This window comes from Pseudoxanthomonas mexicana (assembly GCF_010093385.1).
GTDB classification, from domain to species: Bacteria; Pseudomonadota; Gammaproteobacteria; order Xanthomonadales; family Xanthomonadaceae; genus Pseudoxanthomonas_A; species Pseudoxanthomonas_A mexicana.
Genome location: NZ_PDWV01000005.1, coordinates 48615 through 75213 on the forward strand (window position 1 = coordinate 48615; position 26599 = coordinate 75213).

Below are 26599 nucleotides of genomic sequence, written 5' to 3' on the forward strand. Positions count from 1 at the left end.
GAGAAGGGGTGAGTCCGATGGACTTCATGCTGCAGTGCATGACGCTGCTGCACTCACATCAGTCAGCCCGAAGGGGGCCTGACCCTCGCCTTTTCTCGATCCGTTCGCGCGGCCATGACAACGTTATTCCCGCTGCTGGCCGCGGACCTGGCGGGCGCGCCGGAACCGGGGATTGCATGGCCGCCGGTAACGGTTACGTCCCGCTCCGCTCGTTCGCCCTCGTCGGTACGGCGTGCTCCATCAGCGCCTTCCTCAAGCCGATGGAATCCTGCCTTACCCGCTTCTTCCCGACGCAGCCGGCGGCGCTGTCCAGACGCAGCGGCGTAAGCAAGGGACTGGCCCTCAGCCCGGTCGCGATGACAGGGGCGGCGGCGATGCTCGCCGGGTCCTTCCTCCCATGGGGGTATCCCGGTGCGCCGCCGGGCCGTGCGTGCGTCATCGGCGGTGGTCTGGCGCTGCTGCAGCCCGCGGCGCGCCCGGGCGCGGGCACGACGGGCCTGATCGATGTCGCCGCACGACACGGCGTACCGACGGGCATCCGCAACAAGCGGACCGCCATCTTTCGCAGCGCGGCGGCAGGGCATCGGGCGGGTCGTCTGCGGCCGGCGACGGCCGTGCCGGAACGCGGCATCATGGCGGACTCGCCTCCATGACGGAAACGCCCATGCGCCGACCCACCATCAAGGACGTCGCCGAACGCGCGAAGGTCTCGCTGAAGACCGTGTCCCGGGTCATCAACAACGAACCGTCGGTGCTGCAGGGCACGCGCGCGCGCGTGCTGCACGCCATCGCCGAACTGGACTACGAACCGGACCAGTCCGCGCGCAACCTGCGCAGCGGCACGCCGTTCGTGATCGGACTGGTGTACGACAACCCCAACCCGTACCACATCATCGGCGTGCAGAACGGCGTGCTGGCGGCGTGCAAGGAAACCGGCTTCGGCCTGCAGATCCATCCGGTGGATTCCACCTCGCCGTTGCTGGCGGAGGAGCTGGTGGAATTCGTGCAGCGTTCCCGCTTGGCCGGCCTGGTGCTGACCGCGCCGATGTCCGAGCGCGCCGACCTGGTGAATGCGCTGGCCGCGCGCGGGGTGAAGCTGGTGCGCATCATCGCGGCGACGGAAGATCCGGAAGACGGCCTGCCCTGTGTGTATGTCGACGACCGCGATGCGGCCTACGAGATCACCGAGCACCTGATCCAGCTCGGCCACCAGCGCATCGGCTTCCTGTGGGGCGGACTGGCGCACCGGTCGAGCACCGAACGCTATGCCGGTTACGAGAAAGCGCTGAAGGACTACGGCATCACGCTCGACAAGCATCTCGTCGTGCCGGGCGACTACACGTTCGACGACGGTTTCCGTGGCGCGCGCCGATTGCTGGCGCTGCGTGAACCGCCCACCGCGATCTTCGGCTCCAACGACGAGATCGCGGCCGGCGTGCTGGCGGCGGCCAAGTCCGCCGGCATGAACGTGCCCTACGACCTGTCCATCGCCGGCTTCGAGGACAGTCCGTTCTCCAAACAGTCGTGGCCGCCGCTGACCACCGCCAAGCAGGCCACGCAGGACATCGCCAAGCAGGCCGCGCGCCTGCTGATCGCCGGCCTGCGCCAGGACGCGTACGACGCCCATCCCACCGCCGTGCACAACCAGGGCTTCGTGCCGCAACTGGTGGTGCGCGGTTCCACTGCGCCGGTCCGTCCGCGCGCGGACCGACCCGAACCCCCGACACCATGACCGACACCCCGTTGCCCGCGCCCTCCGACACCCTGATGCACCAGGAGGCGGCCCAGACCGCCGACATCGTCGCCGACCAGTACGCGCGCAACGCCGCCACGGTGAAGGCGCTGGCCGACGACCTGCGGCGCAACCCGCCGCCGTTCGTGGTGACCTGCGCGCGCGGAAGCTCGGATCACGCAGCGACGTATGCGAAATACCTGTTCGAGACGCAGCTCGGCGTGGTCACCGCCTCGGCATCGCCGTCGGTGGTCTCGGTATACGAAGCGAAGCAGCGGTTGGCGGACGCGCTGTACGTGGTGATCTCGCAGTCGGGCAAGAGTCCGGACCTGCTGCGCAATGCGACGCAGGCGAAGGAGGCCGGTGCGCGCGTGGTGGCGCTGGTGAACGTGGAAGACTCACCGCTGGCGCTGCTGGCCGACACCGTGCTGCCCTTGCGCGCGGGTCCCGAGCGCAGCGTGGCGGCGACCAAGAGCTATCTCGGTTCGCTCGCGGCGATCCTGCAGCTGGCCGCCCACTGGAAGAACGAAGCGCCGTTGCATGCCGCCACCGAGGCGTTGCCCGATGCGCTGCGGCGGGCCTGGCAGGCGGACTGGTCGCCGCTGACCCATGGGCTGGTCGGCGCGCACAACCTGTTCGTGCTGGGGCGCGGCCTGGGCTTGGCTGCCGCGCAGGAAGCGGCGCTGAAGTTCAAGGAAACCTGCGGCCTGCATGCCGAGGCCTACAGCTCGGCGGAAGTGAAGCACGGGCCGATGGCGCTGGTCGGTCCGGGCTTCCCGGTGCTGTGCTTCGCTCAGCCGGACGAAACCGAGGCTGGCACGCTGGCGCTGGCGCAGGAATTCCGCGGTCGGGGCGCACAGGTGTGGGTCGCATCGCGCCAGGGCGATCTGCCGCTGGCCGAAGCCCCGCATCCGGCCTGCGCGCCGCTGCTGACCATCCAGAGCTTCTATCGCGCGATCAATGCGCTGGCGTTGCGGCGCGGCCACAATCCCGACGTGCCGCCGCATCTCAACAAGGTCACCGAAACGGTATGAATGCCATGCGCACCGCCACCGCCCTGTGCAATGCCCGCGTGCTGACGCCGGACGGATTCGTCGAAGGCCTGGCGGTGCTGATGCAGGACGGCCGCATCGCCGATCTGGTCGCGGACGATGCGATCCCGTCAGAGGCGGTACGGCACGATCTTCACGGCGCGACGTTGCTGCCCGGCTTCATCGATGCGCAGGTCAACGGCGGCGGTGGCGCGCTGTTCAACAACGACACGAGCGTGGAGGCGATCCGCACGATCGCGCAGGCACACCGGCGCTTCGGCACCACCGGTGTGCTGCCGACGCTGATCAGCGATGACGCCGAGGTGATGGCGCGGGCGATCGCGGCGACGCGCGAGGCCATCGCGCGGGGCGTGCCGGGCGTGCTCGGCATCCATCTGGAAGGCCCCTACATCGCACCTGCACGCAAGGGCACGCACGACGCGGCCAAGTTCCGCGTGCCCGGCGCGGACGAGATCGCGATGGCGACCTCGCTCGACAACGGGGTGACCCTGCTGACGCTGGCCCCCGAGCAGGTGCCGGCCGACATGATCCGCACGATGGTCGCGCGCGGCGCCATCGTGTTCGCCGGCCATACCGCGGGCACCTACGAACAGATCCGTGCGGGCATCGAGGCCGGGGTGTCCGGGTTCACCCATCTCTACAACGCGATGTCGCCGCTGCAGGGGCGCGAGCCCGGCGCGGTGGGTGCGGCGCTGGAAGACGACGGTTGCTGGTGCGGCGTAATCGTCGATGGCGTGCACGTGCACCCGGCCAGCCTGCGGGTGGCGCTGTCGGCCAAGCCGCGCGGCAAGGTGTTCCTGGTGACCGATGCGATGCCGATGGTCGGCGCGGACGATCCGTCGTTCGATCTCTATGGCGAAACCATCACGGCCGTCGGTGGCGTGGTGCGGAATGCGGCCGGTGCGTTGGCGGGGTCGGCGCTGGACATGGCGAGCGCCGTGCGCAACTGCGTACGGCGGCTGGATCTGCCGCTGGAGGAAGCGGCGCGCATGGCGTCCACCTATCCCGCCGATCTGCTTGGCCTCGGGGCCACGCACGGCCGCATCGCGCCCGGCTATCGGGCCGACCTGGTCGCGCTGGACGACGACCTGCAGGTCGTCGGTACCTGGATCGGCGGCGCATGATCCCGCGCGCATGAGCGCCGCGCCGGTCCGGTTCGCGTCCGTCGACGCGCTGCGCGGCCTGACGGTGGCGGCGATGCTGCTGGTCAACACGCCCGGCGACTGGTCGCACGTGTATGCGCCCCTGCTGCATGCGGAATGGCACGGCGTCACGCCGACCGACCTGGTGTTCCCGTTCTTCCTCTTCATCGTCGGCGTGTCGGTTTCGCTGGGCATCGTGCCGCGTGCCGAGGCAGGCGTGGCGCGCGACGTGCTGGTGCGCTCGCTGCTGTGGCGCGCGGCGAAGATCGTCGCGCTCGGCCTGGCGCTGCACCTGCTGGCGTACCTGATGCTGGACCGTGCGCACGTCCGTCCCTGGGGCGTGCTGCAGCGGATCGGCGTGTGCTTCGCCATCGTGGGGCTGGTGGCGCTGTATGCGAAACCGCGCACGCAGTGGGCGCTGATCGGCGTGATCCTGCTGGGCTACTGGGCGCTGCTCGCGCCGTTCGGCTACGCCCCCTACACGAATCTGCCCGCGCGGGTGGATACGGCCCTGTTCGCCCCGTGGCTTTACCAGTGGGATGCCACGCTTGCGCGCGGCCAGGACCCCGAGGGGCTGCTGAGCACGTGGCCTGCCATCGCCACCACGCTGATCGGCGTTCGCGCCGGCGCCTGGTTGCGGGGCGGTGCGCTTCGCATGCTGGTGCCGGCCGGCATGGCGGCCGTGGCCATCGGCCTGGCGTGGAGCAGCGTGTTTCCGTTGAACAAGTCGCTGTGGACCTCGTCGGTTGCGCTGTTCACCGCCGGCTGCGCGTTGCTCGCGCTGGCGCTCGCCCATGTGGCGGTGGACCGGCAGGGATGGCCGGCCGCGGGGCGACGCTTCGGTGCCAACGCCATCGCCGCGTACGTCGGTGCGGCCGTGATGACGTACGTACTGCTCGGACTCGGGTGGATGGAGCCGCTGTACCGGGCCGGATTCGCCGACTGGATGACGCCGCGCTTCGGCCCGTACGTGCCGTCGTTGGCGTTCGCGCTGTCGTTCGTCGGCGTGTGGTGGTGGGTGGTGTGGGCGATGGACCGGCGGGGCTGGTACCTGAAGGTCTGAAGGCCCGGCGACCGTCACGCTTTTCTTCGCCGACCCGGCGTACAACGACGGTCACCGTCGCCGGAGCGTCCGCATGAAGAGGCCGTTGCTGCTTGCCTGTCTGGTGTGCCTGGCGTCCTGCCAGCGCGCGACGGTCGACGAGAACGGTGCGCGGGTCGTGCTGGCGTCCAGCCCCCAGCGCGTCGCCACAACCGCGGGAATTCCCGCCTCGCAGGGGACGCTGCCCCAGGCAACGGCCACGCTTGCCCCGGTATCCGGCGCAGGGCGCACTGCGGGCGGCATGTCGCCACCCCGCGTCGTGCCCGACCCCCCGTTCACCAGCACGCCCGTCGCCACGTTCAATGAGCCCTGGGCGATGACGTTCCTGCCCGACGGCCGCCTGCTGGTCACCGAAAAGCGCGGCACCCTGCGCCTGGCCCATGTCGCCACCGGCCAGGTAGGCCAGGTCACCGGTGTGCCGGCCGTCGCCTACGGGGGCCAGGGTGGTCTCGGCGACGTGCTGCTGCATCCGCGCTTCGCCGACAACCGCCTGGTCTACCTGAGCTATGCCGAAGCGGGCAGCGGCAGCACGCGCGGCGCCGCGGTGGCGCGCGCCACGCTGACGCTGGATGCGAGCGGAAACGGCGGCAGCCTGTCCAACCTGCAGGTGATCTGGCGGCAGCTGCCCAAGGTCAACGGGGAAAGCCACTACGGCCACCGGCTGGCATTCGGTGCGGACGGCAAGTTGTGGATCACCTCCAGCGACCGCCAGGCGATGACGCCGGCGCAGGACCTGCAATCCGCGCTCGGCAAGCTGATCCGCCTCAACGACGACGGCAGCGTGCCGCCGGACAATCCGTTCGCCGCGCAGGGCGGCATCGCGGCGCAGGTGTGGACGCTGGGTCACCGCAACCTGCTGGGCATCGCGTTCGACAATGCGGGACGGCTGTGGACGCACGAGATGGGGCCGGCCGGCGGCGACGAACTGAACCTCATCGAGCGCGGCAGCAACTACGGCTGGCCGGTGGTCTCCAACGGCGACCACTACGACGGCACGCCGATCCCCGACCATGCCACGCGGCCGGAGTTCAATGCGCCCGAAGCCTGGTGGACGCCGGTGATCGCGCCGGCGGGCTTCGTCATCTACTCGGGTAACCTCTTCCCGTGGTACCGGGTCAAGGGCTTCATCGGCGGTCTGGCATCGCAGGCGCTGATCGAGATCGAATTCAACGGCACGCAGGCGCGCGAGGTGCGGCGCTACCCGATGGGACGGCGCATCCGCGACGCGAGCAGGGGCCCGACGGCGCGCTGTGGCTGCTGGAGGACGGCGGCGGCGGACGATTGTTGAAATTGACGCCCAACCGCAGCTGATCAGCGCGCGGTTCCTGCCTCGCGCTGCTGGCGCGAGTGGCGGATGTCCAGGTACAGGCTGTAGGCGGCGGTGAACGCCGGCAGCAGGTTCTGCAGCACGCCCACCGCGTCCTGCTTGGACGAGAACAGGAAGTAGCTCAGCGCCATCAGGCTGCCCGCCAGGCTCATGTACCAGAACAGGCGGGGGATCACCGGACGGCGCGCGCGCCGCGAAGCGACGAACTGCACCAGCCAGCGGCCGCCGAACATCGCCGCGCCGGTCAGGCCGATCAGCTTCCACGGCGTCATGTGCAGGCCGGTCCAGCCCAGCCAGACGATTTCCTGGTTCATCACGCTCATGGCTTGCGCCCTGTGCCGATCTCGCTGACGGGGGTGACGTGGCTGCGCTGGATCAGCCAGGACACACCCATCAGGTCCCGGATGCCGACCAGCGCACGGCCCAGGTTGGTGTACTTGGATTGGCCCGAACCGCGCGGCCGGTGCGATACCGGCACGCTGACCGTCTTCCAGCCCGCGCGCTGCATCAGTGCCGGCAGGTAGCGGTGCATGTGGTCGAAGTAGGGCAGGTCGAGGAAGGCGGCGCGCTCGAACAGCTTGATGCCGCAGCCCGTGTCCGGCGTGTCGTCGCGCAGCAGGCGCTGGCGGATCCGGTTGGCCCAGCGCGAGGCCCAGCGCTTGCTGGCGGGGTCCTTGCGGTCGACGCGCCAGCCGGCGAACAGCTTGGTCTGCGCATCGGCCTGCTCGCGCGCGGCCAGCAACTTGGGGATGTCGGCGGGGTCGTTCTGGCCGTCGCCGTCCAGGGTGGCGATCCAGGGCGACAGGGCATGCTTCACGCCGGTGCGGATGGCCGTGCTCTGCCCGCTGCGGCGCTGGTGCACCAGCACGCGCAGTTCCGGCACTTCCGCCTTCAATGCGGTCAGCACGTCGCGGGTATCGTCCTGGGACTGGTCGTCGACGCAGACGATGTCGAACGGGATGCGCCCCCGCAGGTGCTGCACCACCTCTTGCACCAGCGGGCCGATGTTGCCGCGCTCGTTGAACACCGGGATCACGATGGAAAGGGCCGTCATGGCAGACCTCACGGGAACAGCCGATTATTGTCCGGCCCGGCAGGTCAGGAAAATGTCGTGGTCCGGCTGGTACAGCGAGGTCCGAACGTCGGTCAGGCCCAGCAGCGTATGGAACAGGTCGTCGTGGCTGTGGGGGGCGGTGGCCACCCGCCGCAGGCAGGCCGCGTCCAGCCGGGTGGAGGCGCGCCAGCCGTCCGAGAACCAGGCCACCATCGGCACCTCCAGCTGCTCGCGGGGTGCGATCGAGTAGGGCATGCCGTGCAGGTACAGGCCCTTTTCGCCCAGCGACTCCCCGTGATCCGACACATACAGCAGCGCCGTGTCGTAGCCGGGCAGGGTGGCCAGTGTATCGATGGCCGTGGCCAGCACGTGGTCCGTGTAGCCCAGGGCATTGTCGTAGGCGTTGACGATCTGCTCCCGGCTGCAGCGCCCCAGGTCCGAGGATTCGCAGACCGGGGTGAACCGCTGGAATGCGGGAGGATAGCGTTCGAAATAGGTGGGGCCATGATTGCCCAGCATGTGCAGGACGATCACCTGGTCGCCCTTATGGCGGCGCGCGGCATCGGCCAACCCCTCCAGCAGGATGCCGTCATGGCAGCGCACGCCGTTGCACAACGCGGCGTCCTGGCGCGCGCGCATGTCCTCCACCTGCAGTCCCGAGCACACGCCCTTGCAGCCGGACTGGTTGTCGCGCCACAGCGTGGCCACGCCCGCGCGCTGCAGGACGTGCAGCACCGACTGGTGGCCGCGGATGGCCTTCTCGTCGTACTGCGCGCGCCCGTACGGCGAGAACATGCACGGCAGCGAAACCTCCGTGCTGCTGCCGCAGGCGGTGACGCGGGGGAAGTTCAGCACCCCGCGCCGTGCGAGCTCCGGGGTGGTCTGCCTCGCATAGCCGTTGAGGCCCCAGTTCGCGGCGCGGGCCGTTTCGCCCACCACCAGCACCAGCAGGCGCGGCCGGCGCATGGTGGCCGCCGGCGACTGCACGGCATCCTCGCCGATCGGCAGTTGCGTGCGCGCGCGGCCGGGCGGTTCTTCGCTGACCACCTTCGCCAGCGATACCAGCACGTTGGCCGGCGTCACCAGGTAGCGCACTTCGCGCTGGTTGCGCAGGAACGCGGTCAGGGGCTGGGTCACCGGCAGCACGCCCAGCACGGCGGTGCCGACCATGCCCGCCAGCAGGGCGACGCGCAGGGCCAGCGTGCGCTTCCACGTGCGTTCGCGCAGCCGCACGCGCCAGATCACCGCCAGTGCGGGCAGCGTGGCGAGAAGCGGCAGCAGTGCGTCGACGCCGGCCAGTTCGCTGGCCTCGCGCCAGTCGGTGTGCAGCACGTTGCGCACCATGTCGGCATCGATGTAGATGCCGTAGGCCGCCATGTAGTGGCCGGCCAGCGCGGACGTCACCACCAGCAGCGACAACACCAGGCGGGCGGTACGCCGCCACACCCGCAGCGTCAGCCACACGCCATTGGCTGCGGTGACCAGCAGGAACAGCGACAGCGCCCATTGCCACTGCGTCAGCGGTTGTGGTGCGGCCGCCCGCCAGAACACGCCATTGGCGAACAGGCTGAAATACAGGCACGCGCCGACGATCAGCGTCTCGGTGCCGATCCACGGACGCGCCAGGAGCAGGGCACGCATGCGCTGCCACGCGCGGGCGAACGGCGAGTCGTGCAGGGGGGTGGTGCTCCTGCGCGCGACTCCGTCGGCACGGATTCGCTGCGGCCGAAGCAGGCCTCGACCGCGCATGCCACGCTCCAGCAGACCGCCAGGCTGGCGACGTCATGCGAGAGGAAGTGCGCGCCGCGCAGCTGTTGCGCCAGCCCGAATACCGTGCCGGCGAGCAGGCCGATGCCGAGGCCCGCATAGCGCCAGCGCGGCGCCACACGCAGGAAGAAGAAATACAGCGCCACCCACGCGAAGCCGCCCGCGGCATGCGCGGCGGGAAAGCACGCGGCCGGTCCCAGTATGGCGGGGCGTGTTTCGAACAGGTCGATGAAGGGTCGCTGCCCGCCCAGTCCGGCCAGATCCCACGGGCAGTCCATGTGGGTCAGCGCCTTCAGCGCGGCCACGCAGGCGATGGACGCGAAGACGGCCAGCAGCAGGCGCGCCGCCGGCCGCGTCCACGCTGCGGTCGGCGAGCGCCAGCGCCACAGGGTGGCCACCAGCAGGCCGGTCCAAGCGACTTGGCTCAGCAGGCGACCGCCCCGATGCAGCACGCCCTCCAGCAGCACGCTCCGCTTCAGCGCCCACGTGCCGCCCTCCCATTGGAACAGCCAGCGCGCCCAGTGCAGGTCGAGCTGTCGCGCGGCCGCCCACGCGAGCAGCAACAAGGGCAGTGAAGCGAGCAGCAGTCGCGGCGTTGCGCGGCGCGGAAGAAGCAGGGCGTACGAAGGGGAAATCGACATGCAACACAAGCGCAGGAACAAGGTCCGCGCATGCTGGTGGTCGCGATGTCGTAACGCGGTCGGACAGTCGTCGGAAGTCCGTTAAAACGCGCGCGAATGATTCTCGCGCGCGTGTGCCGTTGCTGCGGATTCAGTCTTCGCTGACATCGGCCGACCAGTCGGCCGGCACATCGCAGCCTTCCCGCCATGCGTCGCCGGGCGCGAGGATCCATGCGCGCCGGTTGGAAGCGCCGATGTCGACGACCTTCGCCGGATCGAGGCAGGGCCCGATGGCTTCCTTGCGCAGGAACAGCCAGCGACGCTCCGGCGCTTCCAGCAACCAGGCATGCGCGTGCTGCCACTGGTCCACCCACGGCTGCTTGAAGCCGAAGTCGGTGACGGGGCGGTCCGCCTGCAGCAGGTGCTGTTCGCGCCAGCCCAGCATGGCCAGCTCCGCGTCCGGCCCGATCCGCTGTCCCACGCGCTGCATCAGCGCCTGGGCGGAGCTGTCGGGGCTCAGCGCCGGCATGAAGCCCATGCCGTAGGCCGTCCACAGGGCGGCGGTGACGGCCACCAGGGCCACCCCCACGCGGTGGCGGGAGGCACGCGCTATGGCGAACATCGCCACCGCCGCGACCATCGCGAAACCCACCAGCCACCGGCCCAGTTGGGCGACGGTGTCCATGTCCATGCCGCGGCCCTCGACCAGCGATTGCAGGCGTTCAGGTGGCGCCGCCAGCAGCCACGCGCCCAATGCGCCGGCCACCACCACCAGCACCGCCATGTAGGCCCACAGCGTCGCGCGCACTGCGCGTCGGCGCAGCAGCCCGGGCAACAACGGCGCCGCGGCCACCGCCAGCGCCGGCAGCATCGGGAAGATGTAGACCTCGCGCTTGCCGGGGCTGGCGCTGAAGAACACCAGCACCAGCAGCGCCCAGCCCAGCAGCAGCGCATGGCGTGCGTCCACGCGCTTCACTCGCCGCCACCAGGCGGGCAGCAGCCAGGGCGCCAGCAGCACGCCTGGCAACCAGAGCGTCAGCATCGTCTGCAGGTAATACCAGGCCGGCTTCACGTGGTGCCAGGCGTTGGCATAGCGGGTGCCGGTCTGCTTGAACAGCATCTCGCGGGCGTAGGCGTGCAGGGCGGGATCGGCCGAGGTCAGTGCGACCGACAGCATGGGCACCAGCCACACACCCGCGCCCGCGATGAAGCCCGCCAGGCCTGCCAGCGCATGCAGGCCGCGATGCGGGGGCAGCGCCTGCCGCGATTTCAGCCGCACCCACAGCCAGGGGATGAAGACCAGCAGCGGCAGGAAGCCCACGCCCTTGGTCACCGTGCCCAGGCCCGCGGCGAAGGTCCCCAGGGCGAGCAGCCAGGGGCTCGGCTTCTCCAGCAGGTAGCGCAGCAGCGCCCACAGCGACAGCGTGGTCATGCCCACCAGCACCATGTCGATCTGGGCGCGCTTGGCCTGCAGCGCGAACTGCAGGCACACGAACAGGCCGAACACCGCGTACGGCACGGCATGGCGCCCCCACAGCCGGCGCGCCATGTCGCCGCTCAGCCACAGGGTCAGCAGGGCCGCCAGCAGCGACGGCAGCAGGAAGGCGACCTGCCAGTCGCGGACCAGCAGGTAGCTGGCGGCCTGCAGCCACATGAAGACGGGCGGCTTCTCGGCATACAGCTCGATGCCCCGGTGCGGGAACAGCCACTGCCCGGTCTCCACCATGGTGCGTGCCGCCAGCACGAAGCGGGGTTCGTCGGCCGGCATCGGCTCGCGCATGCCCAGCCCGGCCAGCAGCGCCCAGGCCATCAGCAGGAGCAGCAGCGGGGTCTGCCAGCGGGGGGCGTTGCGGAGGTGCATCGGGGTCATCGGCGTTCGCGGTGGCCTGCAGCGGAACGCATCATGGTGGATCATGGCGCGTAAGAGAACCGTCGGAACTCCGACGGCGCTTCGACATCCGGCCTGCGAGACTGCGGGTCCCCTACGCGCAGCTGGGTATCCGCCGATGCGGTTGCTGGTCATCGAAGACAACCGGAGTCTGGTGGCGAACCTCTTCGATTATTTCGAGGCGCGCGGACACACCCTGGATGCCGCCCCGGATGGCCTCACCGGGCTGCACCTCGCCAGCACCCAGGTCTACGACGCGATCGTCCTGGACTGGATGCTGCCGCGGCTGGAGGGGCCCGAGGTCCTGCGCCGCCTGCGCGAGGACCACGGCTCGGACGTGCCGGTGATCATGCTGACCGCGCGCGACGAGCTGCCCGACAAGATCGCCGGCTTTCGTGCCGGCGCGGACGACTACCTGACCAAGCCTTTCGCGCTGCCGGAACTGGAAGTGCGGCTGGAGGCACTGATGGCGCGTGTGCATGGCCGCCAGCGCCGCAAGGTGCTGGAGGTGCACGACCTGAAGCTCGACCTCGCCACGCTGGAAGCCACGCGCGCCGGCCAGCCGCTGCATCTGTACCCGGCGTGCCGCAAGCTGCTGGAAACGCTGATGCAGGCCAGTCCTGCCGCGGTCACCCGCCAACAGCTGGAACACGCGCTGTGGGGCGACCATCCGCCCGATGGCGACATGCTGCGCTCGCATATCTACGAACTGCGCCGCAGCGTGGACGGGCCGTTTCCGGTGAAGCTGATCCAGACGCTGCCGCGGACCGGCTACCGGCTGGCCGTGCTGCACGCATCGGGGGACGCGTGAGGGTCCGGCGCAGCCTGCGCGCGCACATCCTGATGTGGCTGGGCGGCTATGCCCTGCTGCTGACGGCGGCGGTGATGCTGCATGGCTTCCTGGTCAACGAGATCGCCGAGCGGCTGGTCTGGGATTCGCTGCTGAAGACCGAGCTCGAGCACCACCTGCAGCGCCGCGCCGACGATCCACGCTACCGCTGGAGCGACACCGACGACCTGCAGCTGTACGCCTCCACCGATGCGCGCCCGTTGCCGCCCGAAGTCGTTAGCCTGCCGGAGGGCATCCATGACGAGCTGATGCTCGGCGATCGCGAGGTACTGGTGCTGGTGCGTACCGTCGATGGCGTGAAGTACACCCTGGTGCTGGACATCACCGAGCTCGAATCGCAGGAAGACACGCTGACGCTCATCGTGCTCGGACTGGCCATCACCCTGGTGGTGGTGATGGGTGCGCTGGTGGCCTGGGGCCTGCGTCGATCGCTGCGTCCGTTGACCGGGCTTGCGGCGGACATCGGCACACTGTCGCCGGACAGGACCGGGCAGCGCATCACGGTGCCCGAGAAAGCGACCACCGAGCTGGTGGTGATCGCCGGCGCGTTGAACGACTACCTGCGTCGGCATGAAGCCTTCGTCGAGCGCGAGCGCATCTTCATCGACACCACCAGCCATGAGCTGCGTACGCCGGTGGCCATCATCGCCGGCGCCAGCGAACTGGCGCTGGAGCAACCGGTCCTGCCGGCGCCGGCGCGCCAGCAGGTCCAGCGCATCCATCGCACCGCACGCGACGTCGAGCGCCTGATCGCACTGTTGCTGACGCTGGCGAAGGATCCCGCGCGCCTGTCGCGCAGCAGCGACGTGGTGATGCTGCACGAACTGCTTCCCGACATCATCGACGACCACCGCCACCTGCTGGCTGGCAAGGATCTGCAGGTGATCGTCGACGACCTGCAGCCCTGCAGCGTGTCCGCTCCGCTCCACATCGTCCAGGCCGCGATCGGCAACCTGCTGCGCAACGCGATCGAGAACAGCGACCGCGGCCAGATCCACGTGCGGCTGGATGCCGACGCCACCGTCACCCTGCAGGACCCCGGCCATGGCATGACGCCGGAGGACATCAGTCGGCTGTACGCACAGATGGCCCGCGGCGGCGGCCGCGAGGGCGGCGGCATCGGCCTGGATCTGCTGGCCCGCCTGTGCGAACACCTGGGCTGGACCCTGTCCATCCAGTCCGCGCCGGGGCGCGGCACGATCAGCCGGTTGCGCCTGTCGCGTTGACGCGGACTTTCGTCCGGATGGCGCTAGCATGGCCCGTCGCCACCGAGTCGAGCGCATCGCCATGAAGCTGCCGCTGTCGTGTCCTGCCTTCATCCTGCTGGCGGCCTGCACGCCGGCGCCGCCTCCACCGCCCGCCGTGCCGGCTGCGCCGCCGCCGGCAACGTCACCGAAGGTGCCATCGGCCGCTTCGCCCACTGCGCCCGCGCTGGCACCGCCCTCCTTCGATTGCGCCAGGGCGGGCAGCGCCGCCGAGAAGCTGGTCTGCGGCGATGCCGAACTGGCGGCGCTGGATCGTCAGCTGGCCGCGCGTTACGCCCAATTCACGGACGCAGACCCGGCCTTGCAGCGCGGGTGGGTGAAGGAACGCGATGCGTGCTGGAAGGCGGACGACCTGCGCCTGTGCGTGCTGGAGGCGTACCGGACCCGGCTGGTGGAACTGGCGATCGGCGCGCCCGGGCGGGTGGTTCCCACGACCGTGGAGTACCGCTGCAGCGACAACCGCAAGCCTTTCACCATGGTGTACTACAACGACATCGATCCGCAGGCGGCGGTGATGACCTGGGGCAACGACCAGGCGATCGTGTTTCCGCAGCCGGCGGCCAGTGGCGCGAAGTACGGCCGCGTCGGCATCGAATACTGGGAGCACCAGGGGGAAGCGACCGTCGACTTCTTCGGCAACAAGCTCAGCTGCAAGCCCGTCCCGTAACGCCACGCCGTTTCAGCGCACGCGGCGATAACGTACCTCGTTGTGGCGATCGCCCACCTGGGTGGTCACCAGGCCGTCGCGCGTCTGGTCGACGTCGAACACGGTGTTGCCCACGTTGAGGCGACCCTCGTTGATCCAGCCGTCGACGGTCTGGTCGCGCGTCCGCGCAGTGGCGCGGCCATCGGCATCGATGGTCAGGGTGACGTCGCGGTCATAGACCGCGTTGTAGCCCTCGAACCTGCCGACCATCCAGGACGGCACGTACGAGGAATGTCGCGCCCCCTGGTAGCGGTCGTCATCGTAGCGGTCGTCATGCTTGTTCGCGTTGTGCGCAATGGCGCCCAGGATGGCGGCGCCGATCAATACGCCTGCGGCGACCTTGGCGTCGTGGTCGTCGTGGTGTCCCGACGAACCGGTATGCACGCGGAACGTCGCACGGCAGCCGTCGTCCACCCAGATCTCGCGGCGGCTGTAGTCCCAGGTGCGGCCCTGCGTGCAGGACGCGCCGGACAGTGGCCGGTCGGGCGTGACGTAGCCGGCGGTCGCGATCGGACAACGCTGGGAGCGGTCGTTGCGGCTCTCGCAGGTGACGTAGTCGTCGGCGCGGGCGTCGGCACTCCACAGGCCGGTACCGACGAGACAGACGGACAGCAGGATGCGCATGCGTTCCATGACGGGTCCTTCGCAGGGTGGCAGGGTGCGGCCTCCCCGGCCGCGTCGCCACCATACCTTCGGCGCGCGCTGAATGTGAGCCGAAATCGCGACCGTCCGTCAGCTGTCCGCTCGCCGTCGCTCCCGGACGGCGGCCACCCGGGCGGCCTGCAGCGCCTCACCGATCTGCACCCCCGTCATGCCTTCCCGCACCACATCGCGTGCGCTGACCTGCAGCGCGGCGCGGTGCAGGTCGACCAGGGCGCGCCCCTGGGGATAGTCGGCCGCCTCCTGGCCGCCACGACCGCGCTTGTCGGCCTCGCAGACCGTGGCCAGCCAAGGAATGCGTTCCGGCCGGCGGAACGCATCGCAGCGTGCGAGCAGTTCGGTCACGGTGGCATCGCGCAGCTCGAACAGGCGGTGCACGTTGAGGTGTTCCCGGCAGGCCATCACCGCCAGTTCGCGATGATCGACCGGGACCTTGAGCCGCTCGCACAGCGCGATCACCGGCTTCACCCCGGCATGCTCGTGGCCGATGTGTTTCGGCAGCACGTCGGCCGGCGTCAAGGCCTTGCCCAGGTCATGCACCAGTGCGGCGAAGCCGATCCGCGCGTCGCCCGGCGCGAGCCGCGCCGCCATGTCGCAGACCATTTCCTGGTGGATGCCGGTATCCACCTCCGGGTGGTATTCCGCGCGCTGGGGTATGCCGTACAGGGCATCCACTTCGGGCAGCACCACGGCCAGCGCACCGCAGTCGCGCAGCGTGGACAGGAAGGCCGATGGCTGCGTGGACGCCAGTGCGCGCCGCAGTTCCTGCCATACGCGCTCGGGCACCAGCGCATCCAGTTCGCCGCTGTCGACCATCGTACGCATCAGCGCCACCGTTTCCGGCGCGAGGGTGAAGCCCAACGGGGCGAACCGCGCCATGAAACGCGCGGCGCGCAACACCCGCAGGGGATCCTCGACGAAAGCCGGGCCCACATGACGGAGCACGCGAGCCTGGATGTCGCGCGCGCCGCCGTACGGATCGACGAGCGTGCCATCGTCGGCCTGCGCGATCGCATTGATCGTGAAGTCGCGCCGCTGCAGATCCTCTTCCAGCGTCACCGAAGGATCGGCATCGACGACGAAGCCACGATAGCCACGGCCGCTCTTGCGCTCGGTCCGCGCCAGTGCGTACTCCTCGCCGGTATCGGGATGCAGGAACACCGGGAAGTCGCGACCCACGGCCTTGAAGCCTCGCGCTTCCATCCCGGCCTGGGTGGCGCCGACCACCACCCAGTCGCGATCGCCGGGCGGCAGGCCCAGCAACCGGTCGCGTACCGCGCCGCCGACGAGATAGGTCTTCATGCCGCCATGATGCCGGATCGGCAACATCACTGTCTGCGGTGAGCGGTTGTAGGAGCGTGGCCGCGAATCAGCACGACCTGCGCCATCGCGACTTACGCCGCTCCCACGGCAGGCATCGCCGGCCTCAGCTCTTCGGCATCTGCGCGGTGGGGCAGGTGAACGCTTTGCGCTTGGCCTGCACGCGCCCCATCATCCGGTCGCTCACCGGCAACGCATTGCCGTTGAGGCGCCAGTCGTAGATCACGCTGAAGGCCAGCACGCGCGCCACGTATTCGCGCGTTTCCTTGTAGCTGATCGTCTCGATCCAGAGGTCGGGATCGAAACCGGGGCGCTGCGACTGCCAGCGTGCCGTCGGTGCGGGCCCGGCGTTGTAGGCGGCGATGGCGACATAGGGCACGCCATACTTGCCCTCCATCTCGCGCAGGTAGGCCGTGCCGATGGCGATGTTGGTGTCCGCGTCGTACAGGCTGGACGCACCGGCATAGGGAATGCCCAGCCGCTTGGCCACGCCCGCGCCCGTGCCGGGCAGCACCTGCATCAGGCCCATCGCGTTCGCGCCCGAGCGGGCCTTCGGATTGAAGATGCTCTCGGCGCGGATCTCGGCGGCGACCCAGGCCGGGTCGATGGCATGCCGGGCCGCCTCGCGGCGGATGGTGTCGCCGTGGTGCAGCGGGAAGCGCAATTCGTACAGCCGCTGCTCCTCGGGCTGCCTGCCCAGCGAGAACACGGCGCGGTCGAACCAGCCGTTGTCGCGCGCCACCTCCACCGCGATCCGCCGCTGGGCATCGTTGAAGCGCGACAGCGCTTCGTTCCATTCCGTCGTGGCCCAGCCCGGGCGCTCCAGCTGCCACAGTTCCATCGCGCGCACGATGGCCGGATCGCGTGCCACCGCCTGCTTGGCGTCGGGCGGATCGCGGGGGATCCAGGCGCACAGCGCGTAGTCCTGCCCCAGCCGGTCGGCGGCGAGGAAGCCGTGGAAGGTGGGGCTGGTGGCGGCCTCGCGGAACAGGCGCTGCGCGCCGGTGCGATCACCGGTCTTCTCGCTCATGCGCGCCTCGAAGTAGCGCCAGCGCGAATCCGTACGCTGCGACGGTGGCATCTTCTGCAGCGCCGCGAGCGCCGCCGGCCAGTCGCCGCGGGACATCGCCTCGCGCACGCGCCATTCGTGCAGGCGCTCGTCGTAGGCCGATTCGGGCACGTTGCCGAGCCGGTGGGCGGAATCCGGTCCGTACGAGGCGACGGTCCACAGCGCGATCTGGTACAGCACCTGGCCGCGCTCGGTGTCGCCCATGCCCAATGCATCCGCGTACTGCGGCAGCAGGCGTTCGGCAGTGTCCGGATCGGATTGCGCCAGCTTCGCCAGTCCATGGGCGGCCATGCGTCGGCTGCGGTCGGTCTTCGGCCAGTTCAGCGCGCGCGGATGGACGGCATCGATGAAGGCGGCGTAATCGTTGGCGAGCGCCGCTTCATCCGTCGGCAGGCCGCGTGCGGCGCTGCGCATGACTCCGGTCTGGCGCTCGGCGGCCGCGGCTTCGATGCGCTCCCACCGCAGCGCCGCTGGAAGGCCGCCCTGGGTGGCGAGCACGTTGAACACCGGGTCGCAGCCGTCGGGCAGCGACTTGGCACCCTTGCGCCAGATCGCCTGCGCCTGTTCCGTCCATGCGGCATCGAGGCGTCCGGTGGCCTGGCGCGCCTGCAGGTGGGCGCACTGCAGGGCCACGCTGTCGGTGGGCTGCCAGGCGGCGAGGAAGGTCGGCCAATCCTGGCGCCGGGCGAGGGCCGCCAGCCACAGGGTGCGGAACTGGGCGGCCACCGCCTGGCCGTCGTGGCGGCGCAGGAAGTCCCTGGCCTGCGCGCTCGTCACGACATCAGGGTCGTGGCGCAGCGCCGCGAACTCCAGCCAGCCGGACAGGGGATGGCGCGCCAGTGCGGCCGAGCTGGCGGGTTCAAGGCGACCCGCTTCGGCGTTGGCGAGCGCAGTGCGGAATGCGGGGCGCTGGGCCTCGAGCGATTGCGCGTGAGCGCGTACGGACAGGCACAGGGCGGTGGCGGCAGCGAGTACGATGAGGGGAATGCGGACCATGCCGGGACTATACCCATGCCGGCTGAACGTCCCTGTAGATGGACACGACGTCGAGGTGAGGCTTGGAAGGTGTGTGGATGTTCCCCGTGCTCGGCGTGGTGGCCGGGATCCTGGCAGGCCTGCTCGGCATCGGCGGAGGCCTGGTGCTGGTGGCGGCACTGGCGTGGATACTGCCGCTGCACGGCATTCCGAAGGAGGCCGCGATGCATGCGGCGCTGGCCAGTTCGCTGGCCAGCATCATCCTGACCGCATCCTCGTCGGCGTACGCGCACCATCGCCGCGGCAGTGTGCTGTGGCCGACGGTGGCGTGGATGGTGCCGGGCCTGCTGCTGGGCGGCTGGCTGGGCAGCGGTCTGGCGGTCCATCTGGACGACCGGGTGCTGCGCTGGATCCTCGCCGGCTACTGTTTCATCGCGGGGGCGCAGATGGTGTTCGGTGGCCGCGCGCATCCGGAAGGACGTGGCGTAGCTGCGCCCCGTGGCGTGGGCATCAGCGCGGCTGGTTCGGTCATCGGCGCGGTATCGGCGGTGGTCGGCATCGGTGGGGGCAGCATGACCGTGCCGCTGCTGGTGTGGCGCGGCGTGCAGCCGGTGCGTGCCGTGGGCACGTCCAGCGCGTGCGGCGTGGCCATCGGCATCGCCAGCGCGGCGGGCTATGCGCTGCATGCGCCCGCCGGCGCATTGCCGGCGCATGCCGTGGGCTACATCTACTTGCCTGCCGCCATCGGGGTGGCCATCGCCTCCGTGCTGGCCGCGCCCTACGGCACCAGGCTGGCCCATCGCATCGGCGGCAAGGCGCTGAAACAGGTGTTCGCCGCGTTCATGGTGATGATGGGCATCGCCATCCTGGCCAGCGGCTGACAGCACATTATCTACATGCGTTTACGTGTTAATGCTTGTGACGTCTGCGTGTAGAAACTCTTGGTATATACATTTACTCCAAGATAATCTTCGTTACCATTTTCGAAACGGTGACTTGTTTCCGTTGTAGGTGTTTTACGGGTTCTTTACAACGAAGGCGCACGACGCCCGGCATCGGCCGGGCGGCCCGTCCCTCCGGAGAGAGCATCCATGAAAGCACGCCGCAAAAAACTGGCTTCGGCCATCCAGATTGCCGTATTCCTCGCCATTCCCGCCGTGGCCGTGGCGCAGGAGGCCACCACCCTCGATACGGTCACCGTGACCGGCAGCCGCATCAAGCAGACCAATGCGGTGACCGCGCAGCCGGTGTTCGTGCTGGACCGCGAGAAGATCGCCCAGACGGGCGTGCAGAGCGTTGGCGAAATCCTCCAGCAGCTCACCGCCGGCGGCAAGGCGCTGAACGCGAAGTTCAATTCCTCGGGCAACTTCGGCTATCCCTCCGACGGCGGCGGCATCGGCGCCGGCTCCGCGCAGGTCGACCTGCGCCATCTGGGCTCGCAGCGCGTGCTGGTGCTGGTGGACGGCATCCGCTGGGTGAATGAGTCGTCCGCGTCGGGCGTCAGTGGCAGCGCCGACCTCAACACCATCCCGCTGTCCATCGTCGATCGCATCGAAGTGCTGGAGGACGGCGCATCGGCCATCTATGGCTCCGACGCCATCGCCGGCGTGGTGAACATCATCACCCGCAAGAAGTTCGAAGGCGTCGAGGTCCACACCTACTACGGCGAATACAGCCGCGGCGGCGAGACCACCGAGGCCTCGCTGACGCTGGGCGGTGGCGGCGAGCGCTTCAATGGCGTGTTCTCGGCCAGCTACTACGAGCAGAAGCGCATCAGCGCAGCGGATTGGGAGCAGTCCGCGTGGCCGGAACCCGGCGCGGGTCTGGCCGCCGGCAGCTCGGCGATCCCGCAGGGCCGCTTCACGTTCTGCGATCCGGCACGGCCGGTGGGCAGCTATGGATCGTGCACGCCCAGCGAAGAATTCTTCTACGACCTGGCCCTGGACGACGGCACCACCACGCCGGTCTGGAACCCGGCCGATCCCTCGGCCGGCACGTACCACGACTTCACCGGGGCCGACCGCTTCAACTTCGCGCCGTACAACCTGCTGCTGACGCCGAGCAAGCGCAAGTCGATGTTCGGTTCGGTCAACGTCGACCTGACCGACAACGTGCGCCTGCACGCGAAGATGCTCTACAACAATCGCCAGTCCGCCAACCAGGCCGCACCGGAACCGATCTTCGTGGGTCCGTACGCAGGCACCGGCGGCATCGCCGACACCATCATGATTTCGGCGGCGAATCCTTACAACCCGTTCGGGATCGACCTGATCCCCGGGCAGAACTTCGGCTGGATCACCAAGCGCCCGGTGGAAGTCGGCCCGCGCATCTTCAACCAGGATGTGGACACCACCTACTTCAACCTCGGCCTGGATGGGCTGTTCAACCTCGGCGACCGCAGCTTCAGCTGGGATGCGAATTACGTGCATGCCGAGAACAAGGCCGAACAGGTGTTCCTCAACGGCTACAACATGGCCAACATCGCGCTGGCGCTCGGCGACCCGACGGTCTGCGCGGCGGTGCCCGGCTGCGTGCCGCTGGACCTGTTCGGCGGCCAGGGCCGGCCGATGACGCAGGAAATGATCGACTGGATCCGCACGCGCCAGATCGACAGCAGCAAGCAGGTGCTGGACATCGCGTCGGCCAACCTGACCGGCGACCTGTTCGGCATGGGCGACCGCATGGCGCAGTTCGCGGCCGGTGTGGAGCATCGCCGCTACAAGGGCGAGTTCAACCCGGATCCGCTACGCCAGACGGGCGAGTCGCAGGACTCCTTCGCTGCGCCGGTGTCGGCCGACTACGACGTCAGCGAGGTCTACACCGAGTTCAACTTCCCCGTGCTCGCCTCGTTGGACCTGAGTGCCGCGGTGCGCTTCTCCGATTACTCCACCTTCGGCAGCGAGACCACAGGCAAGCTGGGCTTCCGCTTCCAGCCGGTCGAGGATCTGGTCTTCCGTGGCACCTACTCGCAGGGCTTCCGCGCGCCGAACCTGGGCGAGCTGTACGGCCTGACCCAGTTCGGCGCGACGCTGGTCGACCCGTGCGGTCCGACCGGTTCGCCGGTGGTGGACACCACAGACGGCGTTTCGGCGGGACTGGAAGCCGCGTGCGTGGCACAGGGCGTGCCGAACAACTTCGAACAGGCCAACACGCAGATCACCACCTTCACCGGTGGCAACCCGGACCTTTCACCCGAGAAATCCGACAGCTACACGGTGGGCGTGGTGTACAGCCCGGGCTGGGCCGAGGGGCTGTCGTGGTCGGACAAGCTGGACTTCGAACTGAGCTACTACCACCACAAGATCGATGATGCGATTGCCCCGCGCGACATCCAGGCGCTGCTCAATGCCTGCCTCGCGGCCGGCGGCCAGGATCCGGCGCTGTGCTCGCCGTTCACCCGCGGCAGCAGCGGCAACCTCAATCCGCCGGAGAACTTCCTGGACAACCTGGCCACCATCGAGACCGATGGCCTGGACGTGAAGGTCAACTGGGCCAGTCCGGACTGGGGTTGGGGCGTGTTGACCGCGGCACTGCAGGCCACGACCGTCTTCAACTACGAAGCGGTGGACATCGATGGCAACCGTTCGCAGCGGCAGGTGGGCTGGGAAGTCTCCGACAGCGCCATCCCGCGCTGGCAGGGCAACCTGCAGCTGGGCTGGAAGCGCGGCAATTTCGACGCCACCTGGAACGTGCGCTACATCAGTACGGTGAAGGAAGACTGCGGCAACGCCGTCATCTCCGCCGTACCCGGCTGCCTCAACGACGAGGGCGTCAACACCCTGGGCTCCACCACCTACAACGACGTGCAGTTCGGCTGGAAGGACGCCTTCGCGCTGAACGGCCTGAAGCTGTCGCTGGGCGCCAACAACGTGTTCGGCAAGGAGCCGCCGGTGTGCGTGACCTGTTCGCTCAACGGTTACGACGCCGGTACGTACGACCTGCCGGGTGCGTTCTGGTACGTGAGCGCGGACTACCGGTTCTGAAGATCGTCCGTGGTTGCTATAGAGGAGAGCCGCCTACGGGCGGCTCTCTGCTTTTGGCTGGAGCCCGGTCGCATGGCGTGCTCCGGGGCGCGACGGCTTCAGCGCAGCGCGCTGCCCGGTACGTCGATGTCCATCGCCAGTGCCAGGTGGTCGGAATTGGCGGCGGGCATGGCGCGTGCGTTGTCGGCGCGCAGGCCCTCGCTGACCAGGATGTGGTCAATCGCCCGCTGCGGACGCCAGCTCGGAAACGTGGGCACGCAGAACGCCGGCGGGCGCAGGCGGGTGCGCTTGTAGAGCAGGTCCATCTCCGGCGTATCCGGTACGCAGTTGAAGTCGCCCATCAGCACGGCGTGGGGATAGTCCGACAGCAGTTCGCCGATGAAGGCCAACTGCGAACGCCGCGAATTCGCGCCCAGCGAGAGATGCGCCACGGCCACTGTCAGACCTTCCGCGCCCTCGCCGAAGCGGGCCATCAGCACGCCGCGGCCGCTGATGCGGCCGGGCAGGCTGTGGTCGGTGACCTCGACCGGCTCCAGCCGGCTGAGCAGGCCGTTGGCACTGCCGGCCACCCGCGCGACATTGCGGTTGGGCTGGTGTGTCCAGTAATCGAAGCCGGCGCGCTCGGCCAGATAGTGGGTCTGGTTGGTGAAGCCCGAGCGCAGGCTGCCGGGATCCGCCTCCTGCAGGCCGACAATGTCGTGCTGGCCGGCCAGTTGCGCGATGGCGTCCAGGCTGCCGCGCTTGTTGCCTGCCGGCAGCGCATGCGACCAGCTGCGGGTCACGTAGTCGCTGTAGCGGCGGGTACTGGAGCCGGCCTGGATGTTGGCGCTGAGCACGCGCAGGCGGCGCGCGGCGGCAGGAGCGGATTCGGTCATGGAAGTGGGGGCTTCCGCGCGCCTCAGCGCTTGGCGCGCTCCATCGCGATCAGGTGGTCGGTGATGCGCAGCACGTCGTCCCAGGTCCGGCCACCGGTCACGCGGTACTTGCCGTTCACCACAAGGGTCGGGGTGCTGGCAACGCCCGAGCGCTGCGCGAACTGCATGCCGCGGCCCATCTTGGCGTTGGTCGCGAAGCTGTTCATCAGGGCGACGAACTCCTGCGGGTCGACGCCGTAGCCGGCGTAGAACTTGGCGAGCTGCGCGGGATCCGCCGGCGGCTTGCCTTCGCCGGGCAGCGTGCGCTGCAGGTGGATGGCGTTGAACACGGCGTCGTGGGTCTTGTCGACCAGGCCCTTGGCCTCGGCGGCATAGAAGGCCTTGGCGTAGGGTTCCCAGGCCTTGCCGAAGGCCACCGGCACATAGCTCACGCGCACGTCGGCCGGCAGCCGGGCCTTCCATGCGCTCATGCGCGGCGCGAACGCACCACAGGCCGGGCAGACGTAGCCGAACACTTCGACCACTTCCACCTGGCCGTTGAGCGGGGCGTAGGGCTGGCCACCGGCGATTTCCTCGTAATCGCGGCCGGCGACCGGCGCCGGACCTTCCGGCGGCAGGACCGGATTGGTGTTGGCGGCCGTTGCCGCATCCGGCACCGCGTCGGTGGACGGCGTGGCGGCATTGGCGGGCGCGGCGGAGGTATCGGCCGGCGGCGCAGCGGTGTCGGCCGGGGCCGTGGCGGCCGGCGCATCACCCGTCGGCGTGGTGTCGGTGGATGGCTTCGGTCCGCAGGCGGCCAGCACCGGCAGCAGCAGGGACAGCATCAAGGCGTGGCGGAATTTCATCGCGCGTGCTCCAACGGGTCGAGAGAAGAGGGGCGCCGGCCGGGCCGGGAATGGGACATTCTGCATGGCGTCCGCGAAGGCCGCCATGACGGGATCGTCACTTGCGGGCGCGCTCGCGGGCCACCAGCCGCTCGGCGATCTTCAGCATGTCGTCGTAGGTGCGCCCGCCGATGACGCGGTACTTGCCGTTGACGATGATCGTCGGCGTACCTTCCACGCCGGCGGCGGCCACCCAGTCGCGGGCCCGGGCCAGCTGCGCATCGACCTGCGGTCCGCGCAGGGCCGCCATGAACCGGGCGCGGTCCACGCCCTGGCTGGCGTAGAAGCCGGCGATCTCCTCGGGCGAGGCGTTCTGGATGGGCAGGGCGCCGGTCTTGTGCAGGGCGTCGAACACGGCCTGGTGCGTACGCGGCTGCACGCCCAGCTGCTGCGCGGCGAAGAAGGCGCGGGCATAGGGAATCCAGTAGCCCCCGAAGGCGGCGGGCACCGGCGTCAGCTGGACGTCGCGGGGCAGGGTCTTCTTCCACGCGGCGAGGGTGGGCTCGAAGTGCGCGCAGTGGATGCAGGTGTAGCCGAACACCTCGGCGACTTCGATCTTGCCCTTGGCCGGTGCGAACGGCCTGCCTTCCGCAATCACTTCGTAATCCCGCCCTTCGACCAGCGGCGCGGGCGCCGGCGCCGCGGCCAGCGCAGTGGCCGGCAGCAGGGCCAGCAGGGTGATCAGCACGGGCAGCAGGCGGGACGCCATCGGCATTCTCCATCGCAGGAAAAAGAAACGCCGGCCATGGTGGGGCCGGCGCAATGAACAGGAGCTTGCACTTCCGACCGCGCGGGGCGGCGGAAGTTCGCGGGGTTACTTGCCGCCGGCCTTCGCCGCTGCCAGGTCGTCGGCGCGCGCGTGCAGGCCCTGCAGGTAGCTGGCGAGGGCCTGAATTTCCTGCTCGGTCAGCGGGCCGGCCACCTGGGCCATGATGTTGAAGTGGGCCGGGTCCTTCAGCGTGGTGGTGCCGGCCTTGTATTCGGTCAGGCGACGGGCCGTGTAGTCCTGCATCTGGCCGCCGATGTGCGGGTAGGCCGGGCCCGGGTTGCCGGCGCCGGTCGGGCCGTGGCAGGCCATGCAGGCCGGCACGCCGCGCTTGGCGTCGCCGTTGCGGTACAGCTGCTGGCCGACTTCATAGAACTTCATGCCCTGGTACGGGCCGTCCGCCACGAGGCTGTCGTCGGCCAGGCCGGCACCGGATTTCTGGGTGGCGAAGTATGCGCCCACGTCGCGCATGTCCTGCGCGTTGAGGGTCTGGGCGAACGGCGCCATCACCGCGGCCATGCCGGTATTGCGCTCGCCGGAGGCGAACAGCGCCAGCTGCTGGGCGATGTAGCGCTCGCTCTGGCCCGCCAGGCGCGGGTACTGCGGATCGCTGGGGTTGCCGTCGGCGCCGTGGCAGGCCGCGCAGGCGGCCGCCTTGGTCTGTCCGGCCTTGGCATCGCCCCAGGTGGTCTTGGCCAGGTTGATGTCGAGCGGCGCGGTCTCGACCGGCGCATTGTCCGGCACCGGGACCACGGTGGTCTGTGCAAAAGCGACTGCGCCCACGGCCAACACGGCCAGTCCGGCAAGTCCCATAACGCGAGCGTGGCGCATGCTAAAGCTCCGAAACCCTTGACTGATGCGGCGCCCAAGGCCACCGCGAAACCCGCGAATTATCGTCGCGGCCGGCCGTTGCGGTCAATTCAGCCGCGGATCCGGCCCGCCCGTGCGATCCTAGCGGCATGTCGAACCCGCTCAATCCCGCCCAGTACCTGCTTTCGGCGCACACCACCCGGCAGCTGCCGGCCGATGGCGGCACCGAGGTGGCCTTCGCCGGCCGGTCCAATGCCGGCAAGTCCAGCGCCCTCAATGCGCTGACCCACCGCAACGGCCTGGCCCGGGTCTCCAAGACGCCCGGCCGCACCCAGCAGCTGGTGTTCTTCCAGGTCCAGCCCGACCGCTATCTGGTGGACCTGCCCGGCTACGGCTACGCCAAGGTGCCTCAGGAGCTGCAGGCGCACTGGCAGGCCTTCATCGACCAGTATTTCCGCACCCGCGAGGCGCTTCGGGGCCTGGTGGTGGTGATGGACATCCGTCATCCGCTGAAGGACTACGACCGCCAGATGCTCGGCTACGCCGTGCAGCGCGGCCTGCCGGCCCATGCCCTGCTGACCAAGGCCGACAAATTGGGGCGCGGCCAGCAGGCGCAGGCGTTGCAGGCGGTGAAGAAGGAGCTGTTCTCCTCCTTCGGCGACACCGTCGGCGTGCAGACCTTTTCGGCCGAGTCCAAGCAGGGTGTGGAAGAGGCCCGGGCCGTGGTGGCCGGCTGGCTGGGCCTGTAGCCG

At 69.4% G+C, this 26599-nt stretch carries 23 protein-coding genes and 1 pseudogene; 12 read left to right on the forward strand and 12 right to left on the reverse strand.

Going from position 1 to position 26599, the window contains the following annotated elements:
* Positions 1–17 precede the first annotated feature (17 nt).
* The 6 genes and pseudogenes from CSC76_RS03250 to CSC76_RS03275 all read left to right on the forward strand — a co-directional run bounded on the left by CSC76_RS03250 (position 18) and on the right by CSC76_RS03275 (position 6339).
* On the forward strand, positions 18–653 hold the full coding sequence (locus tag CSC76_RS03250; protein WP_162108623.1) for a hypothetical protein: 636 nt from the start codon (positions 18–20) through the stop codon (positions 651–653).
* A gap of 11 nt (positions 654–664) precedes the next feature.
* A complete protein-coding gene (locus CSC76_RS03255) occupies positions 665–1732 on the forward strand; it encodes a LacI family DNA-binding transcriptional regulator (protein WP_162108624.1) in 1068 nt (355 codons plus the stop codon).
* Positions 1729–2766 (forward strand): SIS domain-containing protein, encoded by a 1038-nt coding sequence (locus CSC76_RS03260; protein ID WP_162108625.1) that lies wholly within the window; start codon positions 1729–1731, stop codon positions 2764–2766. Before CSC76_RS03255 ends, CSC76_RS03260 begins: the two co-directional genes overlap by 4 nt.
* Positions 2763–3908 carry an N-acetylglucosamine-6-phosphate deacetylase gene (nagA, locus tag CSC76_RS03265; RefSeq protein WP_162108626.1) on the forward strand — a complete coding sequence of 382 codons (1146 nt, stop codon included), beginning with the start codon at positions 2763–2765 and terminating at the stop codon, positions 3906–3908. Before CSC76_RS03260 ends, nagA begins: the two co-directional genes overlap by 4 nt.
* A 10-nt stretch (positions 3909–3918) precedes the next feature.
* Positions 3919–4989, forward strand: a complete 1071-nt coding sequence (locus CSC76_RS03270) for an acyltransferase family protein (RefSeq protein ID WP_162108627.1) — start codon at positions 3919–3921, stop codon at positions 4987–4989.
* A 280-nt stretch (positions 4990–5269) separates the two neighbouring features.
* A pseudogene (locus CSC76_RS03275) lies at positions 5270–6339 on the forward strand (PQQ-dependent sugar dehydrogenase).
* On the opposite strand, the gene CSC76_RS03280 reads toward CSC76_RS03275, so the two are convergent.
* The 5 genes from CSC76_RS03280 to CSC76_RS03300 all read right to left on the reverse strand — a co-directional run bounded on the left by CSC76_RS03280 (position 6340) and on the right by CSC76_RS03300 (position 11666).
* Positions 6340–6678 (reverse strand): lipid-A-disaccharide synthase N-terminal domain-containing protein, encoded by a 339-nt coding sequence (locus CSC76_RS03280; RefSeq protein ID WP_162108628.1) that lies wholly within the window; start codon positions 6676–6678, stop codon positions 6340–6342.
* Complete coding sequence (locus CSC76_RS03285) at positions 6675–7409, reverse strand: glycosyltransferase family 2 protein (RefSeq protein WP_162108629.1); 735 nt, start codon at positions 7407–7409, stop codon at positions 6675–6677. The genes CSC76_RS03280 and CSC76_RS03285 overlap by 4 nt, the downstream gene beginning before the upstream one ends.
* Positions 7410–7433: 24 nt before the next feature.
* On the reverse strand, positions 7434–9050 hold the full coding sequence (locus CSC76_RS03290; protein WP_202923476.1) for a phosphoethanolamine transferase: 1617 nt from the start codon (positions 9048–9050) through the stop codon (positions 7434–7436).
* Positions 9002–9817, reverse strand: coding sequence for a phosphatase PAP2 family protein (locus CSC76_RS03295; RefSeq protein ID WP_162108631.1), 816 nt, complete (start codon positions 9815–9817; stop codon positions 9002–9004). The genes CSC76_RS03290 and CSC76_RS03295 overlap by 49 nt, the downstream gene beginning before the upstream one ends.
* A gap of 130 nt (positions 9818–9947) precedes the next feature.
* Entirely contained in the window at positions 9948–11666 is a 1719-nt protein-coding gene (locus CSC76_RS03300) for an ArnT family glycosyltransferase (protein WP_162108632.1), read from the reverse strand.
* 136 nt (positions 11667–11802) lie between these two features.
* Between CSC76_RS03300 and CSC76_RS03305 the strand changes: the two genes are divergently transcribed.
* The 3 genes from CSC76_RS03305 to CSC76_RS03315 are packed head-to-tail and all read left to right on the forward strand — an operon-like array spanning position 11803 to position 14466.
* Positions 11803–12495 (forward strand): response regulator transcription factor, encoded by a 693-nt coding sequence (locus CSC76_RS03305; RefSeq protein ID WP_162108633.1) that lies wholly within the window; start codon positions 11803–11805, stop codon positions 12493–12495.
* A gap of 32 nt (positions 12496–12527) precedes the next feature.
* On the forward strand, positions 12528–13760 hold the full coding sequence (locus tag CSC76_RS03310) for a sensor histidine kinase (RefSeq protein WP_162108693.1): 1233 nt from the start codon (positions 12528–12530) through the stop codon (positions 13758–13760).
* Between the two features lie 28 nt (positions 13761–13788).
* Entirely contained in the window at positions 13789–14466 is a 678-nt protein-coding gene (locus CSC76_RS03315; protein ID WP_202923472.1) for an MliC family protein, read from the forward strand.
* Positions 14467–14478: 12 nt separating this feature from the next.
* Here the strand turns inward: CSC76_RS03315 and CSC76_RS03320 are convergent, their stop codons facing one another.
* The 3 genes from CSC76_RS03320 to CSC76_RS03330 form a co-directional block, all read right to left on the reverse strand.
* Positions 14479–15138: a DUF3011 domain-containing protein gene (locus CSC76_RS03320; protein ID WP_238394859.1), complete on the reverse strand. Its 660-nt coding sequence runs from the start codon at positions 15136–15138 to the stop codon at positions 14479–14481.
* 99 nt (positions 15139–15237) lie between these two features.
* Positions 15238–16467: a multifunctional CCA addition/repair protein gene (locus CSC76_RS03325; RefSeq protein WP_162108634.1), complete on the reverse strand. Its 1230-nt coding sequence runs from the start codon at positions 16465–16467 to the stop codon at positions 15238–15240.
* A 124-nt stretch (positions 16468–16591) separates the two neighbouring features.
* Positions 16592–18550 (reverse strand): transglycosylase SLT domain-containing protein, encoded by a 1959-nt coding sequence (locus tag CSC76_RS03330; protein ID WP_162108635.1) that lies wholly within the window; start codon positions 18548–18550, stop codon positions 16592–16594.
* 77 nt (positions 18551–18627) lie between these two features.
* Between CSC76_RS03330 and CSC76_RS03335 the strand changes: the two genes are divergently transcribed.
* Together CSC76_RS03335 and CSC76_RS03340 are read left to right on the forward strand one after the other, a co-directional pair.
* Complete coding sequence (locus tag CSC76_RS03335) at positions 18628–19410, forward strand: sulfite exporter TauE/SafE family protein (RefSeq protein WP_238394860.1); 783 nt, start codon at positions 18628–18630, stop codon at positions 19408–19410.
* Between the two features lie 210 nt (positions 19411–19620).
* Complete coding sequence (locus tag CSC76_RS03340) at positions 19621–22512, forward strand: TonB-dependent receptor plug domain-containing protein (protein ID WP_162108636.1); 2892 nt, start codon at positions 19621–19623, stop codon at positions 22510–22512.
* Positions 22513–22610: 98 nt separating this feature from the next.
* Here CSC76_RS03340 and CSC76_RS03345 read toward each other — a convergent pair whose 3' ends face one another.
* From CSC76_RS03345 to CSC76_RS03360, 4 genes are all read right to left on the reverse strand, one after another.
* Complete coding sequence (locus tag CSC76_RS03345; RefSeq protein WP_162108637.1) at positions 22611–23387, reverse strand: endonuclease/exonuclease/phosphatase family protein; 777 nt, start codon at positions 23385–23387, stop codon at positions 22611–22613.
* 23 nt (positions 23388–23410) lie between these two features.
* Complete coding sequence (locus tag CSC76_RS03350; RefSeq protein WP_162108638.1) at positions 23411–24232, reverse strand: thiol:disulfide interchange protein DsbA/DsbL; 822 nt, start codon at positions 24230–24232, stop codon at positions 23411–23413.
* Between the two features lie 97 nt (positions 24233–24329).
* Positions 24330–24986 (reverse strand): thiol:disulfide interchange protein DsbA/DsbL, encoded by a 657-nt coding sequence (locus CSC76_RS03355; protein WP_162108639.1) that lies wholly within the window; start codon positions 24984–24986, stop codon positions 24330–24332.
* Positions 24987–25085: 99 nt separating this feature from the next.
* Entirely contained in the window at positions 25086–25868 is a 783-nt protein-coding gene (locus CSC76_RS03360; protein WP_162108640.1) for a c-type cytochrome, read from the reverse strand.
* Between the two features lie 128 nt (positions 25869–25996).
* Between CSC76_RS03360 and yihA the strand changes: the two genes are divergently transcribed.
* Positions 25997–26596, forward strand: coding sequence for a ribosome biogenesis GTP-binding protein YihA/YsxC (yihA, locus tag CSC76_RS03365; protein ID WP_162108641.1), 600 nt, complete (start codon positions 25997–25999; stop codon positions 26594–26596).
* Positions 26597–26599 lie beyond the last annotated feature (3 nt).